Source organism: Mesorhizobium sp. B2-4-18 (assembly GCF_006441385.1).
Lineage (GTDB): Bacteria > Pseudomonadota > Alphaproteobacteria > Rhizobiales > Rhizobiaceae > Mesorhizobium > Mesorhizobium australicum.
In genome coordinates this window covers 636,545-650,752 of sequence record NZ_VFUW01000003.1, presented here as the reverse complement: position 1 = coordinate 650,752, position 14,208 = coordinate 636,545, and the positions used below count along the sequence as shown (strand labels likewise).

At 65.8% G+C, this 14,208-nt stretch carries 15 protein-coding genes; 9 read left to right on the top strand and 6 right to left on the bottom strand.

Annotated elements, in window-relative coordinates; translation table 11 throughout:
- Position 1 precedes the first annotated feature (1 nt).
- Positions 2-1,732, top strand: coding sequence for a SulP family inorganic anion transporter (locus FJ527_RS10385; RefSeq protein ID WP_140712049.1), 1,731 nt, complete (start codon positions 2-4; stop codon positions 1,730-1,732).
- On the opposite strand, the gene FJ527_RS10380 is transcribed toward FJ527_RS10385, so the two are convergent.
- The gene (locus FJ527_RS10380; RefSeq protein ID WP_181166317.1) at positions 1,722-2,327 is read right to left on the bottom strand and encodes a DNA-3-methyladenine glycosylase; all 606 of its coding nucleotides are present in this window, start codon (positions 2,325-2,327) and stop codon (positions 1,722-1,724) included. The two genes, FJ527_RS10385 and FJ527_RS10380, sit on opposite strands and share 11 nt — an antisense overlap.
- A 6-nt stretch (positions 2,328-2,333) precedes the next feature.
- Complete coding sequence (locus FJ527_RS10375) at positions 2,334-3,230, bottom strand: LysR family transcriptional regulator (RefSeq protein ID WP_140792403.1); 897 nt, start codon at positions 3,228-3,230, stop codon at positions 2,334-2,336.
- A 131-nt stretch (positions 3,231-3,361) separates the two neighbouring features.
- Between FJ527_RS10375 and FJ527_RS10370 the strand changes: the two genes are divergently transcribed.
- The 3 genes from FJ527_RS10370 to FJ527_RS10360 are packed head-to-tail and all read left to right on the top strand — an operon-like array spanning position 3,362 to position 6,079.
- Complete coding sequence (locus FJ527_RS10370; RefSeq protein ID WP_140823011.1) at positions 3,362-4,555, top strand: MFS transporter; 1,194 nt, start codon at positions 3,362-3,364, stop codon at positions 4,553-4,555.
- Positions 4,552-5,025: a cyclophilin-like fold protein gene (locus FJ527_RS10365; protein ID WP_140823009.1), complete on the top strand. Its 474-nt coding sequence runs from the start codon at positions 4,552-4,554 to the stop codon at positions 5,023-5,025. Before FJ527_RS10370 ends, FJ527_RS10365 begins: the two co-directional genes overlap by 4 nt.
- 37 nt (positions 5,026-5,062) lie before the next feature.
- Positions 5,063-6,079: a zinc-dependent alcohol dehydrogenase family protein gene (locus tag FJ527_RS10360; protein ID WP_140823007.1), complete on the top strand. Its 1,017-nt coding sequence runs from the start codon at positions 5,063-5,065 to the stop codon at positions 6,077-6,079.
- A gap of 29 nt (positions 6,080-6,108) precedes the next feature.
- Here FJ527_RS10360 and FJ527_RS10355 read toward each other — a convergent pair whose 3' ends face one another.
- Complete coding sequence (locus FJ527_RS10355) at positions 6,109-6,969, bottom strand: ATP/GTP-binding protein (RefSeq protein ID WP_140823005.1); 861 nt, start codon at positions 6,967-6,969, stop codon at positions 6,109-6,111.
- 113 nt (positions 6,970-7,082) lie between these two features.
- Here FJ527_RS10355 and FJ527_RS10350 point away from each other — a divergent pair, with 113 nt between their 5' ends.
- On the top strand, positions 7,083-7,886 hold the full coding sequence (locus tag FJ527_RS10350) for a helix-turn-helix transcriptional regulator (RefSeq protein WP_140823003.1): 804 nt from the start codon (positions 7,083-7,085) through the stop codon (positions 7,884-7,886).
- A gap of 22 nt (positions 7,887-7,908) precedes the next feature.
- Here FJ527_RS10350 and FJ527_RS10345 read toward each other — a convergent pair whose 3' ends face one another.
- The gene (locus FJ527_RS10345; RefSeq protein WP_140823001.1) at positions 7,909-8,853 is read right to left on the bottom strand and encodes a CHAD domain-containing protein; all 945 of its coding nucleotides are present in this window, start codon (positions 8,851-8,853) and stop codon (positions 7,909-7,911) included.
- Positions 8,850-9,323, bottom strand: a complete 474-nt coding sequence (locus FJ527_RS10340) for a CYTH domain-containing protein (protein ID WP_015314767.1) — start codon at positions 9,321-9,323, stop codon at positions 8,850-8,852. Before FJ527_RS10340 ends, FJ527_RS10345 begins: the two co-directional genes overlap by 4 nt.
- A 91-nt stretch (positions 9,324-9,414) precedes the next feature.
- On the opposite strand from FJ527_RS10340, the gene FJ527_RS10335 reads away from it, so the two are divergent.
- Genes FJ527_RS10335 through FJ527_RS10320 form a run of 4 tightly spaced genes read left to right on the top strand, consistent with a single transcriptional unit; the run spans position 9,415 to position 13,134 of the window.
- Positions 9,415-10,134, top strand: coding sequence for a CerR family C-terminal domain-containing protein (locus tag FJ527_RS10335; RefSeq protein WP_140822999.1), 720 nt, complete (start codon positions 9,415-9,417; stop codon positions 10,132-10,134).
- Positions 10,131-11,084: an HlyD family efflux transporter periplasmic adaptor subunit gene (locus tag FJ527_RS10330; protein ID WP_140712061.1), complete on the top strand. Its 954-nt coding sequence runs from the start codon at positions 10,131-10,133 to the stop codon at positions 11,082-11,084. Before FJ527_RS10335 ends, FJ527_RS10330 begins: the two co-directional genes overlap by 4 nt.
- The gene (locus tag FJ527_RS10325; protein ID WP_140618109.1) at positions 11,081-12,001 is read left to right on the top strand and encodes an ABC transporter ATP-binding protein; all 921 of its coding nucleotides are present in this window, start codon (positions 11,081-11,083) and stop codon (positions 11,999-12,001) included. The genes FJ527_RS10330 and FJ527_RS10325 overlap by 4 nt, the downstream gene beginning before the upstream one ends.
- Positions 11,998-13,134: an ABC transporter permease gene (locus tag FJ527_RS10320; protein WP_140660343.1), complete on the top strand. Its 1,137-nt coding sequence runs from the start codon at positions 11,998-12,000 to the stop codon at positions 13,132-13,134. The genes FJ527_RS10325 and FJ527_RS10320 overlap by 4 nt, the downstream gene beginning before the upstream one ends.
- 21 nt (positions 13,135-13,155) lie before the next feature.
- Here the strand turns inward: FJ527_RS10320 and FJ527_RS10315 are convergent, their stop codons facing one another.
- A complete protein-coding gene (locus FJ527_RS10315) occupies positions 13,156-14,130 on the bottom strand; it encodes a threonine/serine dehydratase (protein WP_140712065.1) in 975 nt (324 codons plus the stop codon).
- Positions 14,131-14,208 lie beyond the last annotated feature (78 nt).

The window sequence follows — 14,208 nt, the reverse complement described above, 5'->3', positions numbered from 1 at the left end:
CATGGATCAATCGCGTCAGGCAGTGCATCAGGCGGTGAAGCCGACATTCTCCGAGCTGTTCACGCCGAAGCTGGTGACGGTCTGGCGGGAGGGCTACCGGCTGCCGCATTTCAAGGCGGATGTCATCGCCGGGCTGACTGTCGCCATCGTCGCGCTGCCGCTGTCGATGGCGATCGCGATCGCTTCGGGCGTGACGCCGGAGCGTGGCCTCTACACTTCCATCGTCGGCGGCTTCATCATCTCGGCCTTGGGCGGCAGCCGCTTCCAGATCGGCGGCCCGGCCGGCGCCTTCATCGTGCTGGTGGCGGCGACGGTGGCGCGCGTCGGCCTCGACGGCCTGCTGCTGGCAACGATGATGGCCGGTGTGTTCCTCATTGCCATCGGCTATCTCCGGCTCGGCACCTACATCAAGTTCATTCCCTATCCGGTCACCGTCGGCTTCACCGCCGGCATTGCCGTCATCATCTTCTCCGGCCAGATCGTCGAACTGTTCGGGCTGACCTTGCCGGGCCGGGAGCCCGGACCGTTCGTGCCCAAGCTGATCGCGCTTGGTGAAGCAGCCGGCACGATCAACCTCGCGGCGACCGGCGTGGCGGCGCTGACCATCGCGACCATCGTCTTGCTGAAGCGCTGGCGGCCGAAATGGCCGGCCATGTTGATCGCCATCGGGCTCGCCTCGCTGGTCGTGGCGCTGTTGGCGTTGCCGGCCGAGACGATCGGCACGCGCTATGGCGGCATTCCGCGCAGCCTGCAATGGCCTGGCATGCCACCCGTCAGCTTCGGCAGGATGCTCGACGTCTTGCCGGACGCCATCGCCTTCGCGCTGCTCGGCGCCATCGAATCGCTGCTGTCGGCCGTCGTCGCCGACGGCATGACGGGCCGGCGGCACCGCTCGAATTGCGAGTTGGTGGCGCAGGGCTTCGCCAATGTCGCGTCCGCTTTGTTCGGCGGCATCTGCGCCACCGGCACCATCGCCCGCACCGCCACCAATGTGCGGGCCGGCGCGCACGGCCCGGTTTCGGGCATGGTCCATTCGGGAATCCTGCTGGTGCTGATGCTGGTGGCGGCGCCGCTTGCCAGCTACATCCCGCTCGCGGCCCTTGCCGGCGTCCTGGCGGTGGTCTGCTGGAACATGGTCGAGAAACAAGCCTTCGCCACGCTGCTCAAGGCATCGCGCGGCGATGCGCTGGTGCTGATGGCGACCTTCCTCATCGTCGTCTTCCGCGACCTCACCGAGGGCATCATCGTCGGCTTCGCGCTCGGCTCGATCCTGTTCATCGACCGCATGGCCAAGTCCGTCGCGGTCGAGGCGGACCTTGCGCAGGACGATGTCGCCGACAGCGTCGGCGGCGCCCGCGCCTATGATTCCGCGGAGGCAAGCGACGCCGACACCGTCGTCTACCGCATCTCGGGCGCCTTCTTCTTCGGTGCCGCGTCCACTGTCGGCAGCGTGCTCGACCGCATCGCCGACCAGCGCCGCAACTTCGTGCTCGACTGTTCGGCCGTGCCGCTTTTCGATTCGACGGCGGCCAATGTCATCGAAAGCGCGGCCCACAAGGCGGGGCGCGCCGGCGTGCGCTTCATCATTTCGGGCGCCTCGCCGCAGATCCGGCGTATGCTGATCAATCACGGCGTCAAGCCGCCGCTGGTGACCTATGCCGCGTCGATCCGCGACGCGCGGGACCAATTGGCGGGGAGACAAGAGGCGAAGCAGCCGTCTCTCAACGATTGAGCGATGCCGGGCCGCTGACGAACGGACTTTCCCTGACGTAGAACCGCAGCAGGCGGTCGGCGTCCTTCGAAATGCCGATCCTGATCCCCTGTCCGATCGCGCCGGGCTCACATTCATCGTGGGCGAGCCACAGCGGGCCTTCCCGGCACAGGTCGATCCCGTCGAGCGAACGATCGATCCGCAACGCCGCGGCCAGCCTCCCGGGCCCGCGCGCCAGGTCGCGCAGGCGCTCGACGCCTCGGTTCAGCCGCATGATCGCGACGCCTTCCAGCGGTTCCAGCGCCCGGATCAGCACGCCGGTTCCGACCCCTTTCGTCTCGCTCGAGACATTCAGCATGAAGGAGGTGCCATAGGCGAGGTAGACATAGGCGTGCCCGGCTTCGAGAAACAGCGACCGGTTGCGCTGCGTCATCCCTCGAAAGCCGTGCCCGGCCGCATCACCGACGACATAGGCTTCCGTCTCGACGATGCGGCCGCTGACCCTGCCTTCGGGCAAGTCGCGCACCACCAGCTTGCCTAGGAGAAACCGGGCGAGCGCGGCCGTATCGTCCGGCAGTTCCTCTCGCGCGAGCGGACGGGGAGCGATCATGGTCATGTCTGTCTAGGCGTCCGTGTGGCGCAACGCATTGGCGATCACCGCGAAGGCAGGCGAGTTCTGCCGCCGGGTCGGATAATAGAGATAATAGCCGGGGAATAGCGGGCACCATTCATCGAGCATCAGCACCAGCCGGCCCGACCGGATGTCGTCGGCCACCAAATTCTCCGGCACGTAGCCGATTCCAAATCCGCTCAACGTCGCGTCGATCATCGCGACCGACGAATTGAAGGTCAGCTGTCCGTCGACGCGCACTCTCAGCTCTCGCCCGTCCCTGGCGAATTCCCATGCGTAAAGGCCGCCCGACCGCGACTGGCGGTGGTTGATGCAATCATGCTGGACGAGGTCCTGAGGCGTACCGGGCGCCGGATGCCGAGCGAGGTAGTCGGGGGATGCGACGACGACCAGCCGCCAGTCGGGGCTGATGCGAATGGCGATCATGTCCTTGTCGACACTTTCCCCAAGCCGCACGCCGGCATCGAACCGCTCCTCGACGATGTTGCGGAAGCCGTTGTCGATATTCAGTTCGACATGGATGTCGCGGTAATGCCGCAGCACCGGTTTCAGCTTCGGCCAGACCATCCAGTCCAGCGCATGGTCGGAAAGCGTGATCCGCACCGTGCCCGAAGGCTTGTCGCGAAACGCCATCAGCGCGTCGATGTCGCTCTCCATGTCCTGGATGCGCGGCGCCAATGCCCGCAGCAGCCTCTCTCCGACTTCGGTCGGCGACACATGGCGGGTGGTCCGCGTCAAAAGCCGCAGGCCGAGCCGCGCCTCGAGCTGTTTGATGGTTTGGCTGAGCGTCGGCTGCGACGTTCCAAGTCTGGCCGCCGCCTTGGTGAAACTGCGCTCTTCGGCCACCGCCAGGAACCAGAGCATGTCGTTCAGATCGTCGCGGTTCATGACCTCAAATCCGCCTATTCATATCCAAGATGGATAAGTCCATGCGAATTGCAACGACTAATCGAGGCAGTCGCGGCTGTTTATATACGCGCCAACGAAATCGTCGGAGGGCCCTCGGCGGGCCAAAGCGCATGGAAGCCACCTACGACAGCCAACTGGTCGAGACACCAAGCGCCTGGGGCGCGGTGATCTGTCTTTCCCTGCTCACCTTCGTTCTGGTGGTCTCGGAGTTTATGCCCGTCAGCCTGCTCACGCCCCTCGCCAGGGACCTGGCCATCACCGAGGGCCAGGCCGGTCAGGCGATCTCCGTGTCTGGATTCTTCGCCGTCGTCACCAGCCTGTTCGGCAACGCCTTGCTCTCGAAGCTGGACCGGCGCACGGTCGTTCTTCTCTATACCGTCGTGCTGGTGGTCTCCGGACTGGCGATCACTTTTGCACCCACCTATCCTGTGTTCATGTTTGGCCGGGCCCTAATCGGCGTTTCGATTGGCGGCTTCTGGTCACTGTCGACAGCCATTCTGGCCCGCATCGTCTCGCGTGACGATCTGCCCAGGGCGATCGCCATGCTGCAGGGCGGGACGGCGTTCGCGACGGTCGTCGCGGCGCCGCTTGGAAGTTTTCTCGGCGGCCTGATCGGATGGCGCAGCGCCTTCTTCATCGTGGTGCCGATCGGGCTCACCGCCATCGTCTGGCAACTCGCCGTCCTGCCCAGCATGCCCGCCGAGGACCCCGTCTCGGCCGGCCGCATGGTCGGCCTTCTCGGCAATCGCGCCTTCGCCATCGGCATGGCGGCGACCACGCTCGCCTTCATGGGCCAGTTCTCGCTTTCTACCTATTTGCGCCCGTTCCTCGAAGGCATCACCGGCCTCGACGTGAATACGCTGTCGATGGTCCTGCTCGGACTCGGGCTGGCGGGCCTCGTCGGCACGTCCCTCGTCGGTTTCGTCCTGCGCTCGCATCTGGGCGCCGTGCTGATTGGCCTGCCGGCCATGCTTTCGGTCATCGCGCTGCTCTTGATCGCGCTTGGGCCCGTCGCGGTCGCGGCCGCGGTCCTGCTCTTGTTGTGGGGATTGTTCACCTCGCCCATTCCGGTGGCCTGGAGCACCTGGATGGCCAAGGTCATCCCCGACGATCTCGAGGCAGGTGGAGGCTTGCAGGTCGCGCTGATTCAGTTTGCCATCACCTTCGGCGCGTTCGCCGGCGGCTTGCTGTTCGACACTGCCGGCTGGTGGAGCCCCTTCGCGCTCGCGGCGCTGCTTCTCCTCGGCTCGACGCTATTTGCCGTCGCCGCGGCGACCTCGACACCCACGAGCCGCCAATCATGACAAAACGACAGCTCAGCCGACGCACACTGCTCCGGGTCGCGCTCGCGCAGGCGGCGGTCCTGCCCGGACAGGCTTTCGGGCAGCAAGGCGCCGGCCCGGCAAGCCAGGAGTCCACGGACATGAAGATCAGGATAAGCTTCAACAGGCAGACGATGACGGCCACGCTGTATGACAATCCCTCGGCACGGGATTTCTACTCCATGCTGCCGCTGGATCTGACGATCGACAACTACGCCGGCAACGAGAAGATCGCCTATCTCCCGCGCAAGCTCACCGTGCAAGGCAGCGGTCCCTTCGGCAACGAACGACCCGGCGACCTTTGCTACTTCGCGCCCTGGGGCAATCTGGCGCTGTTTTATGCCGGCTACCGCTGGTCCACCGGGCTGATCCGGCTCGGGCGCTTCGACGGCGGCTTCGAGCCTCTGCTGGCACGCGGGAATTTCCCGCTGCGAATCGAGCCCATTCGCTGACATACGCAATCGAAAGCAACTCATAGGAGACGTTCCCATGCGAGGCACCGTTCTTTACAGCCCCGGCGACATCCGTTGCGAGGAAGTGGCCGATCCCGAAATCCTGCTGCCCACCGACGCCATCGTGCGGCTGTCGGCGACCTGCGTCTGCGGATCGGATCTCTGGCCCTATCGCGGCCTGCAGCCGATCGCGGAGCCCGCCCATATGGGCCACGAATATTGCGGTGTGGTGGAGGAGGTCGGCAGCGCGGTCCGCGCCATCCGCCCCGGCCAGTTCGTGGTCGGATCGTTCGCGACCTCCGACAACACCTGCCCCAACTGCCGCAATGGCTACCAGTCGTCATGCCAGCACCGTACCTTCATGACCGGCGCCCAGTCGCCGTTCCTGCGCGTGCCGCTGGCCGACGGCACTTTGGTGGCCCTGTCCGGTCAGCCCTCGGCCGACATGATCCCGAGCCTGCTCGCCACCTCCGACGTGCTGGGCACCGGCTGGTTTGCCGCCGACGCCGCCAACGTAAAGGCAGGGTCGACGGTCGCGGTGGTCGGGGATGGCGCGGTCGGCCTGCTTGCCGCGCTTTCCGCCAAACAGATGGGCGCCGAGCGCATCATCGTCATGAGCCGGCACGAGCCGCGCCAGAAGCTCGCCTTGGAGTTCGGTGCAACCGACATCGTCACCGAGCGCGGCGAGGAAGGCGTCGCCCGCATTCTGGACATGACCGGCGGCATCGGCGCCGACTCCGTGCTGGAATGCGTCGGCACGCAGGAATCGATGAAGCAGGCGATCGGTTCGACCCGCAGGGGCGGTTACGTCTCCTATGTCGGCGTACCCCACCAGGTGCAACTGGATGGGCAACAGCTGTTCTTCGCCCATGTGCACCTGCATGGCGGCCCGGCACCGGTGCGCCGCTATTTGCCCGAACTGATAGCCCTCGTCACCGAAGGCAAGATCAATCCCGGCAAGGTGTTCGACCTGGTCCTCCCGCTCGAACAGGTGGCCGAAGGCTACAAAGCGATGGACGAGCGGCGCGCCATCAAGACATTGCTGCGGGTCTGACCGGCACCCCGGGCCGTTCGTCACGGCGCTCATTCGATCTTGAGCGCCGCGACCTCGCCTTCGTTCATCAGCGGCATGTAGAGGATCGACTTGCCGTCGGTGCCGATATCGGCGCTGCCCGGCTTGAAATGCGCCACCGCTTCCGGGGCTGCGCCGGTCCGGTATCGGTAGAGCGTGCCGGTCATGTAGGCCGTCGCATAGATGGTGCCGCCGATGGCGACGACGCCATCGAGGTCGGCGAAGTTTTGGGCGCCCGCCAGCGGCGTCACCGCCTTGCTGGCGATGTCGACCGCCAGCAGCCCGCCCGGCTCGGCCGTGCTGAAGTCGGCCTTGATGCCCTTGCCCCAGGAGGCCACGATCAGCCTGTCGCCATCGGCGAACACGCCGTTGGGCGAGGCCAGCAGCAGATCCTTGACGAACAGTTCCGGCCTGTCGCCGTCGATGCGGTAGATCGCATCCGCCAGCATGTCGGTGACGTAGACCTTGCCCGAGGCATCCGCAGTCATGTCGTTGAGGAAGACCGCGTTAGGGACCACGATGCTGGCGATGAGCTTGCCGCTGGCGAGGTCGACGACACGGATTTTGGTGATGTCGGCGACATAGAGCTTGCCGCCCGATATCGCCATGCCCTTGGGCGCGTCCATGCCGTCGGTCCAGTGCTGGCTCACCATCTTGCCATCCGTTGACAGCAGGCTGAGGTAGCCGTTGCCGTCGGCGTCGCCCGGATTGCCGACGATGTTGGAAACGATGATGCGGCCGTTGGCGGCGTCGAACAGCGCCGATTCAGGCTGTTCGAGGCCCGTTTCGCGCCAGAGCTCGTCGGCCTGGGCGGCCTGGGCGGCGGCAATGCCGATGGCGGCGATGAAGGCGGAAGTGACGAAGAGGTTCATGGCTGCTCTCCTGTGATGTCAGTGAACAGCTAGGATTTTCGATACTTCTCGGGAAGCCGGATTGAAGCTAGTATCGAATATCGATACGAAACCGCCAGCAAGAGGCGCATCCCATGAACGGCCCAATCTTCGAGGCGCTGAAACGGACACTGAAGGCCAAGGGTGTCACCTATCGTGAGCTCGGCGAACGGATGGGCGTTTCCGAGCCGACGGTGAAGCGCATCTTCCATGAGAAGAACTGCAAGCTCGACCGGCTGGTGGAGATCTGCGCCGCCGCCGGCGTCGAACTGGAAAACGTGCTCGGCTCGATGAACCGGGGGCCGGGGCCGGTCAACCACATCGCGCCCGAGATCGAGCGACGGCTCGCCAGCCGGCCGGCGCTGCTGTTCGTCTTCGTCATGCTGTCGGAAAAATTCACGCCTGAAGGCATCAGGCGCTCGCAAGGCCTGAGTGAGGCCTCGATGTTCCTCTATCTGCGCGACCTTGAGCAACTCGGCCTGATCGCGCTTGGCCGTGGCCTGTCGGCGAAACTGCTGGTCGAAACGCCGATCCAGTGGAACTTCGAGGGGCCGCTCAGGCCGCTGTTCGAGATGACCAACAAGAATTTCATCGGCTGGGCCATCACCCATATCGAGAAGGAGGCGACCTTCGTCAGCTTCTCCAGGCGGATGCGTCCGGAGACGGCGGAGATGGTGCGGCGCGAGGCCGAGGAACTGGCCGACCGGGCGAGACTGCTGGCACATCACGACCAGCACACCACGCCCGAGGACGGGTTGATCGGCTACAAATGGACCTTTGCCTTTGGCGCCACGCCATTCGAGGCGATCATGCCCATCGGGCCGCATCCACGCGATGCCGGGGCGCGGATGAAGGATCAGCCTTCCCCAGCGAAAGGCCGGCGGCCGCTACCCGCTTAGACCGGCCCAGGTCCGCCGCCCATCAGCCGGCAGAGGCGGCAAGATCATCCGCGGACGAGGCGCCGGCGAGATCGTCGCGTGCCTTGCGGGCGAGCTTTTTCGTCGCGTGCTTGGGGCTGTCGCCGAACAGTTCGGCTGCCTCGGCGAGACAGGCTTTCCTGAGGCTCTTTTCCGAGCGCTTCAGCAACTTGCCGAGAAGTTTTGTGTCCTCGGGCGGCCCCAGCGGCTCGCTGTCCGCCTCGAGCAGCGCGCGCATGACGAACACATCATGCAGTTCACCGAGCCGCTCCCCCAGTTCATCCACGGCCTTGCGCCGCGCCTTGATCGGGGTCGGCCACAGCCTGCCCAGCAGCGACAGGTGCATGCCATGCGTCTTGGCCGCCTTGCGCAGGTCATGGAAATCGTCGGCTTCACCGCGCGTGCCGGCCTTGTCGAGCGCCTTCCTGGCGCGGCGCAAGGCGACGCGGGCGCCTTCGGCAAGCACGTCGGCGGCCTGTTCCGGCTGATCGGGCAAAGCAAGGGTTTCGATGCGCTTCAGGCCGTCTTCGCAGGCGGCGGTGGCCGCCCCGATCGCCGCCTTCAGGCCGGCGCCTTCGTGCAGATCATGCTGGCGTGCGATCAACCTGTCGCGCACGGCATCAAGTCCGCCATCGACGCTTTCCCTGGCGAAGCCCGCCGCCAGCCGATCGATGGTTTCGATCAGGGCCGTGGCTTCACGCGGACCGGCAAGCAGCGCCGCGACGTTTCGATAGCACTGGTTCTCCGTGGTGCAGAATGTTTCGTCTCCGGAACGAACGAGGCGCAACAAGGCACGCGCGCTCTTCAGCCGCTTGCGGCACTTGTGCAGCCCCTGTTCCGGCCGGGTGTGCGCCGTCTCCAGATGCAGCAGGGCCTTGCCGATCTCCTCGGCAAGAATACGCCTGACCTCGCCGGTCAGCGGCAGGCGCGGGTCGATACGAAAGCTCATGCGGCGATCTCCGGTATCCCCCCGAGGGCGAGCGACGCGTTGTAGAATTTCTGCTCGCCGGTCACTTCCCGGCCGAGCCAGTCAGGCAGCATTTCGTCCGGAACCTCTTCCGGCGTCTCGAGCTCGGCCACCACAAGTCCCGCCAGTGCACCGCCAAAGACATCGACTTCATAGAGATAGCCGCGATGCCTAACATGGTGACGTGTCTTCTCGATGACACGTCCGATGGCGAAGTCCAGCATCTCCACCGCCTCCGCCAGCGGGATCGGGTATTCGAATTCGTCGCGCTCGCGCGCGCTGCTGCCGAATTTGAGCGTCAGCTTGGCGGAGGCGCCATCACTGATGCGGATGCGGACGGTTCGCCCGGGTGCCGTGGCGAGATAGAACTGGAGAATGCGGATATCCGCTTCCGCCAGATCCCGCCATGCGGTGCTGGAGACCAGGAACTTACGCTCGACTTCCTTGCCCATGGCCGCGCACTAAAGCGGTTGCCGCGCGCGATGGCAAGACAGCGCCGCACACAAGTTGACCTTAATCAATCGATTGATTAAGGTCTTTGGCATGATCAAATTGCCAGACGCCAAGAGACCCCGCCGCGAGACCTCCCCGGCAGAGCCGACGCGCGCCGCGCTTGTCCAGGCGGCGTTGAAACTGTTCGGGCGGCAGGGCTTCGACGGCACCTCGACGCGCGAAATTGCCGCCGAGGCAGGGGCCAATATCGGCTCGATCGCCTATCATTTCGGCGGCAAGGAAGGTCTTCGCGCCGCTGCCGCCGACTTCATCGTCGAGACCATCCAGGGCGTCGCAGGGCAGGCACTGGGCGCCGGCGAGGGGCTCGGCCACGGACAGGCGGCGGCAAGCGATCCTGAGGCGGCGCGCGCGCAGCTCTTCACGGCACTCGAGCGGATGGTCGGCTTCATCGTGGCACAGCCGCAGGCCGGAGAGATCGTGCAATTCGTGCTGCGCGAGCTGTCGCATCCGACGGCGGCGCTCGACCGCATCTATGACGGCGTCTTCGAGCCGACGCACCGTCGGCTGTGCCAAATGTGGGAGCAGGCCACCGGCGAGCCGGCCGAGAGCGAACGCACCCGACTCACCGTGTTCACGTTGATCGGCCAGGTCATCTATTTCCGCATCGGCCGCGAGGCTGTCATGCGCCGCATGGGCTGGCGCGACATCGGCGCCGCCGAGGTCGCCAAGATGGTGGCGGTCACCACGGACAATCTCGGCGCCATACTGGCCGCCCGGAAGGGGCCAGGGATGAAGGGATTAAAACAATGAGCTTTCTGTGTTCGCTGCCGCTCGCCGCGCAATTGTTCGGTGCCTGCGCGCCGGCGGCACCGCTCGCCGTCGGTTATGTCGAGGGCGATTATGTGCTCCTGGCGCCGATCGAGGTGGCGCAGGTCGAGACGGTGGCGGTGAAGCGCGGCGACCGCGTCACGCCGGGAGCCACCGTGGTGACACTCGAAAATGCCGACGCCAAGATCGCGGTGGCGCAAGCGCAGGCGGCGCTGGCCCAGGCGCAGGCGCAGTATGCCGATCTCCAGGTTGGCAAGCGGCCGGAAGAGATCGCCGTGCTGAAGGCCGAGGTCGACATGACCAAGGCACAGGCCGCCGACGCCAAGCGAAAATTCGACCGCGCCAGCGACCTGTTCAAACGCGGCGCCGGCACGCAGGCTGATTTCGACACGGCTTCCGCGACGCTGGAGACGGCCAATGCGCAGGTCGGCCAGGCGGAGGCCAACCTGGCGGTCGGCGGCCTGCCGGCGCGTGCCGAAACGATCAAGGCCGCCGACAATCAGGTCAGACAGGCGCAGGCGGCACTGGATCAGGCGCAATGGCGGCTCTCCAAACGCGTGTTGGCGGCGCCTTCGCCAGGCCGCGTCAACGACGTCATCCGCAATCCCGGCGACACGGCGGGCCCGACCGCGCCGGTCATCTCGGTGCTTCCCGACGGCGCGGTGAAGCTCAGCGTCTATATTCCGGAAAGCGCCTTCTCCTCAGTCAAGGTCGGCAGCCTGCTCAGCGTCCATTGCGACGGCTGTGGCCCGGAGGTGAAGGCGCGCGTCAGCTATGTCTCGCCCGATCCCGAATTCACCCCGCCGGTGATCTACTCCCTGGAAAACCGGCAGAAGCTGGTCTACCTCGTCGAGGCGCGGCCGGAGGGCGATGCGGGGCCGCTGCAGCCCGGCCAGATCGTCGATGTCGATCTCGCGGACATGGGAAAATGAACGCCATCGACGTTCACGGCCTGGTCAAACGCTTCGGCGACAAGACCGTCGTCGACCATGTGACGATGTCGGTAGCCGAGGGCGAGATCGTCGGCTTCCTCGGCCCCAACGGCTCGGGCAAGACCACCACCATCCGCATCATGTGCGGCCTGCTGACGCCGGACGAGGGTGAAGGCACGGTGCTGGGCTTCAACATCCGCACCGACAGCCTCAGGATCAAGCGCGAAGTCGGCTACATGACGCAGAAATTCTCCTTCTACGAGGATCTGACGATCGGCGAGAACCTCGAATTCGTGGCGCGGCTCTACCGGCTGCGGCCGGTCGAGGACTATGTCTCGCGCACGCTGGAGGAGCTCGGCCTGACGACGCGCCGCAACCAGCTGGCCGGCACCTTGTCCGGCGGCTGGAAGCAGCGGCTGGCGCTGGCCGCCTGCATCATGCACAAGCCGAAACTGCTGCTGCTGGACGAGCCGACGGCCGGCGTCGATCCGAAGGCGCGGCGCGAGTTCTGGGACGAGATCCATCGCCTGGCGAGCGGCGGGCTGACCGTGCTGGTCTCCACTCATTACATGGACGAGGCCGAGCGCTGCCACCGCATCAGCTACATCTCCTATGGCAGGATGCTGGCCACCGGCACCGTCGCCGAGGTGGTGAAGAATGCAGGCCTGACCACCTTCGTGCTGCAGGGTCCAAAGCTCGACGAGGTGGCGCAAGCGCTGCAAGGCCGCCCCGGCGTCGACCAGGTGGCGCCGTTCGGCGCGACGCTGCACGTCGTCGGTTCCGACCGCGAGAAGCTCGAGGCCGCGCTTGCCGACGTCGAGAGGGAGCACAAGGGCGTAACGGTGACGCCGGGCGAAACCAGCCTGGAGGATGTCTTCATCCAGTTCATGTCGGGATCGAAGGACAACATGGCATGAACAGCGTCTTTTCCTTAGCCAGGCTCGGCGCCCTGCTGATCAAGGAGTTCATCCAGATGCGGCGCGACCGCATCACCTTCGCCATGATGCTGGGCGTGCCGCTGATCCAGCTCGTGCTGTTCGGCTACGCCATCAACAACGACCCGAAAAGCCTGCCGGCGGCCCTGGTGGCGACCAGCAGCGATCCTTATACCCGCGCCATGGTCGCGGCGCTGCAGACCACCGGTTACTACCGCTTCGACCATGTCGCGCAAAGCGCCGAGGAGGCCGAGTTCCTGATGGCGCGCGGCGACGTCGCCTTCGTCGTCACCATCCCGGCCGATTTCGCCCGCCGCGTCGAGCGCGGCGACAAGCCGCAAATCCTGATCGAGGCCGACGCCACCGATCCGGCGGTCGCCAGCGGCGCCATCTCGACGCTCGGCACCATCGCCGGCCAGGCGCTGCTGAGAGCGCAAGGCACGCAGGAAGCCGCGGCGGAAGCCGCCAGGGGGCAGCTCGATGTCGTCGTCCACCGCCGCTACAACCCCGAAGGCATCTCGCAATACAACATCGTGCCCGGCCTGCTCGGCGTCATCCTGCAGATGACCATGGTGATGATGACCTCGATCGCGCTGACGCGCGAGACCGAGCGCGGCACGATGGAAAATCTCCTGGCGATGCCGTCGAGCCCGCTGGAGATCATGATGGGCAAGGTGCTGCCCTACCTGGCGGTCGGCGCGGTGCAGGTGGTGGTGGTGCTGGCGGCGTCGAAGCTTCTGTTCGCCATCCCCTTCACCGGCTCGATGACGCTGCTTTTGTCGGCGGTGCTGGTGTTCGTGCTGTCGCTGGTGCTGCTCGGCTACACGATCTCGACGATCGCACGCACGCAGATGCAGGCGCTTCAGCTCACCTTCTTCTTCTTCCTGCCCTCGATCATGCTGTCGGGCTTCATGTTCCCCTATCGCGGCATGCCGGACTGGGCGCAGACCTTCGGCGAGATCTTCCCGCTGACGCATTTCCTGCGCATCACCCGCGCGGTGATGCTGAAGGGCGCGGAACTGCCGGCCGTGGCGACCGAAATCGGCTGGCTGGCGGTTTTCGTGGCGCTGTTCGCCGGCGTGGCGCTGGTGCGGTTCAGGCGCACGCTGGACTGACGAGAGCTGACCTGTGCCGCCCTACGCCGCCATGATCCCGGCATAGGTGCCGAAATCGACATTGCCGCCGGACAGCACCACGGCAACGCATTTGCCGGACAGCTCGATCTCACCCGATGACAGCGCCGCCAGCGCGACGCAGCCTCCGGGCTCGACCACCAGCTTCAGATAGGCCATGGCGTCGCGCATCGCCTGCCTGACGGCATCCTCGGAGACGGCGACGGCGCCGGCGAGGTTGCGGCGGTTGATCTCGAAGGTGATCGCGCCCGGCTCGGCGGTGAGGATGGCGTCGCAGATCGAACTGTGGCCAGGCTCGTTCGAAACCCTGGCGCCCGCGGCCAGCGAGCGGCGCGTGTCGTCGAAATGCTCGGGTTCGACAGCCCAGATCGCGGTGCCGGGCGAGGTATCCTTCACGGCGACCGAGATGCCGCTGGTCAGGCCGCCGCCACCACAGGGGATGACGACCGCGTCGAGGCCGACACCCAGAGCCCGCGCCTGCTTGACCAGCTCCAGTCCGATCGTGCCCTGGCCGGCAATGATGGCCGGATCGTCGAAAGGCGGCACCAACGCCATGCCCTTGTCGAGATAGGGGCGCACCACCGTCATGCGGTCGTCCTTGAATCGGTCGAAGGGCACCACCTCGGCGCCCATCCTGCGGACATTGGCGATCTTCATGTCAGGTGCATCCGCCGGCATGGCGATGACCGCCTTGACGCCGAACATGGCGGCGGAAGCCGCCACGCCTTGCGCGTGATTGCCCGAAGAGAAAGCGACGACGCCACGCGAGCGCTCCGCCTCGCTCAGCGTCGACAGCTTGTTGTAGGCACCGCGGAACTTGAACGAGCCGGTGCGCTGCAGCGTCTCCGGCTTGAACAGGATGCGGCCGCCGAAGCGCCTGTTCAGTTCCTGCGATTCGATCAAGGGGGTCTCGACGATCAGGCCCGAGAGGCGCGCTGCGGCGGCATGGATGTCGGCGATGCCGGGAGGGGTGGTCATGGCGGGTCCTGTGGCGATGCGATCCGGCCATGGTGCACGCAAAGGCGCGCGCGATGCCAACGAAAAGATGTGACCGGG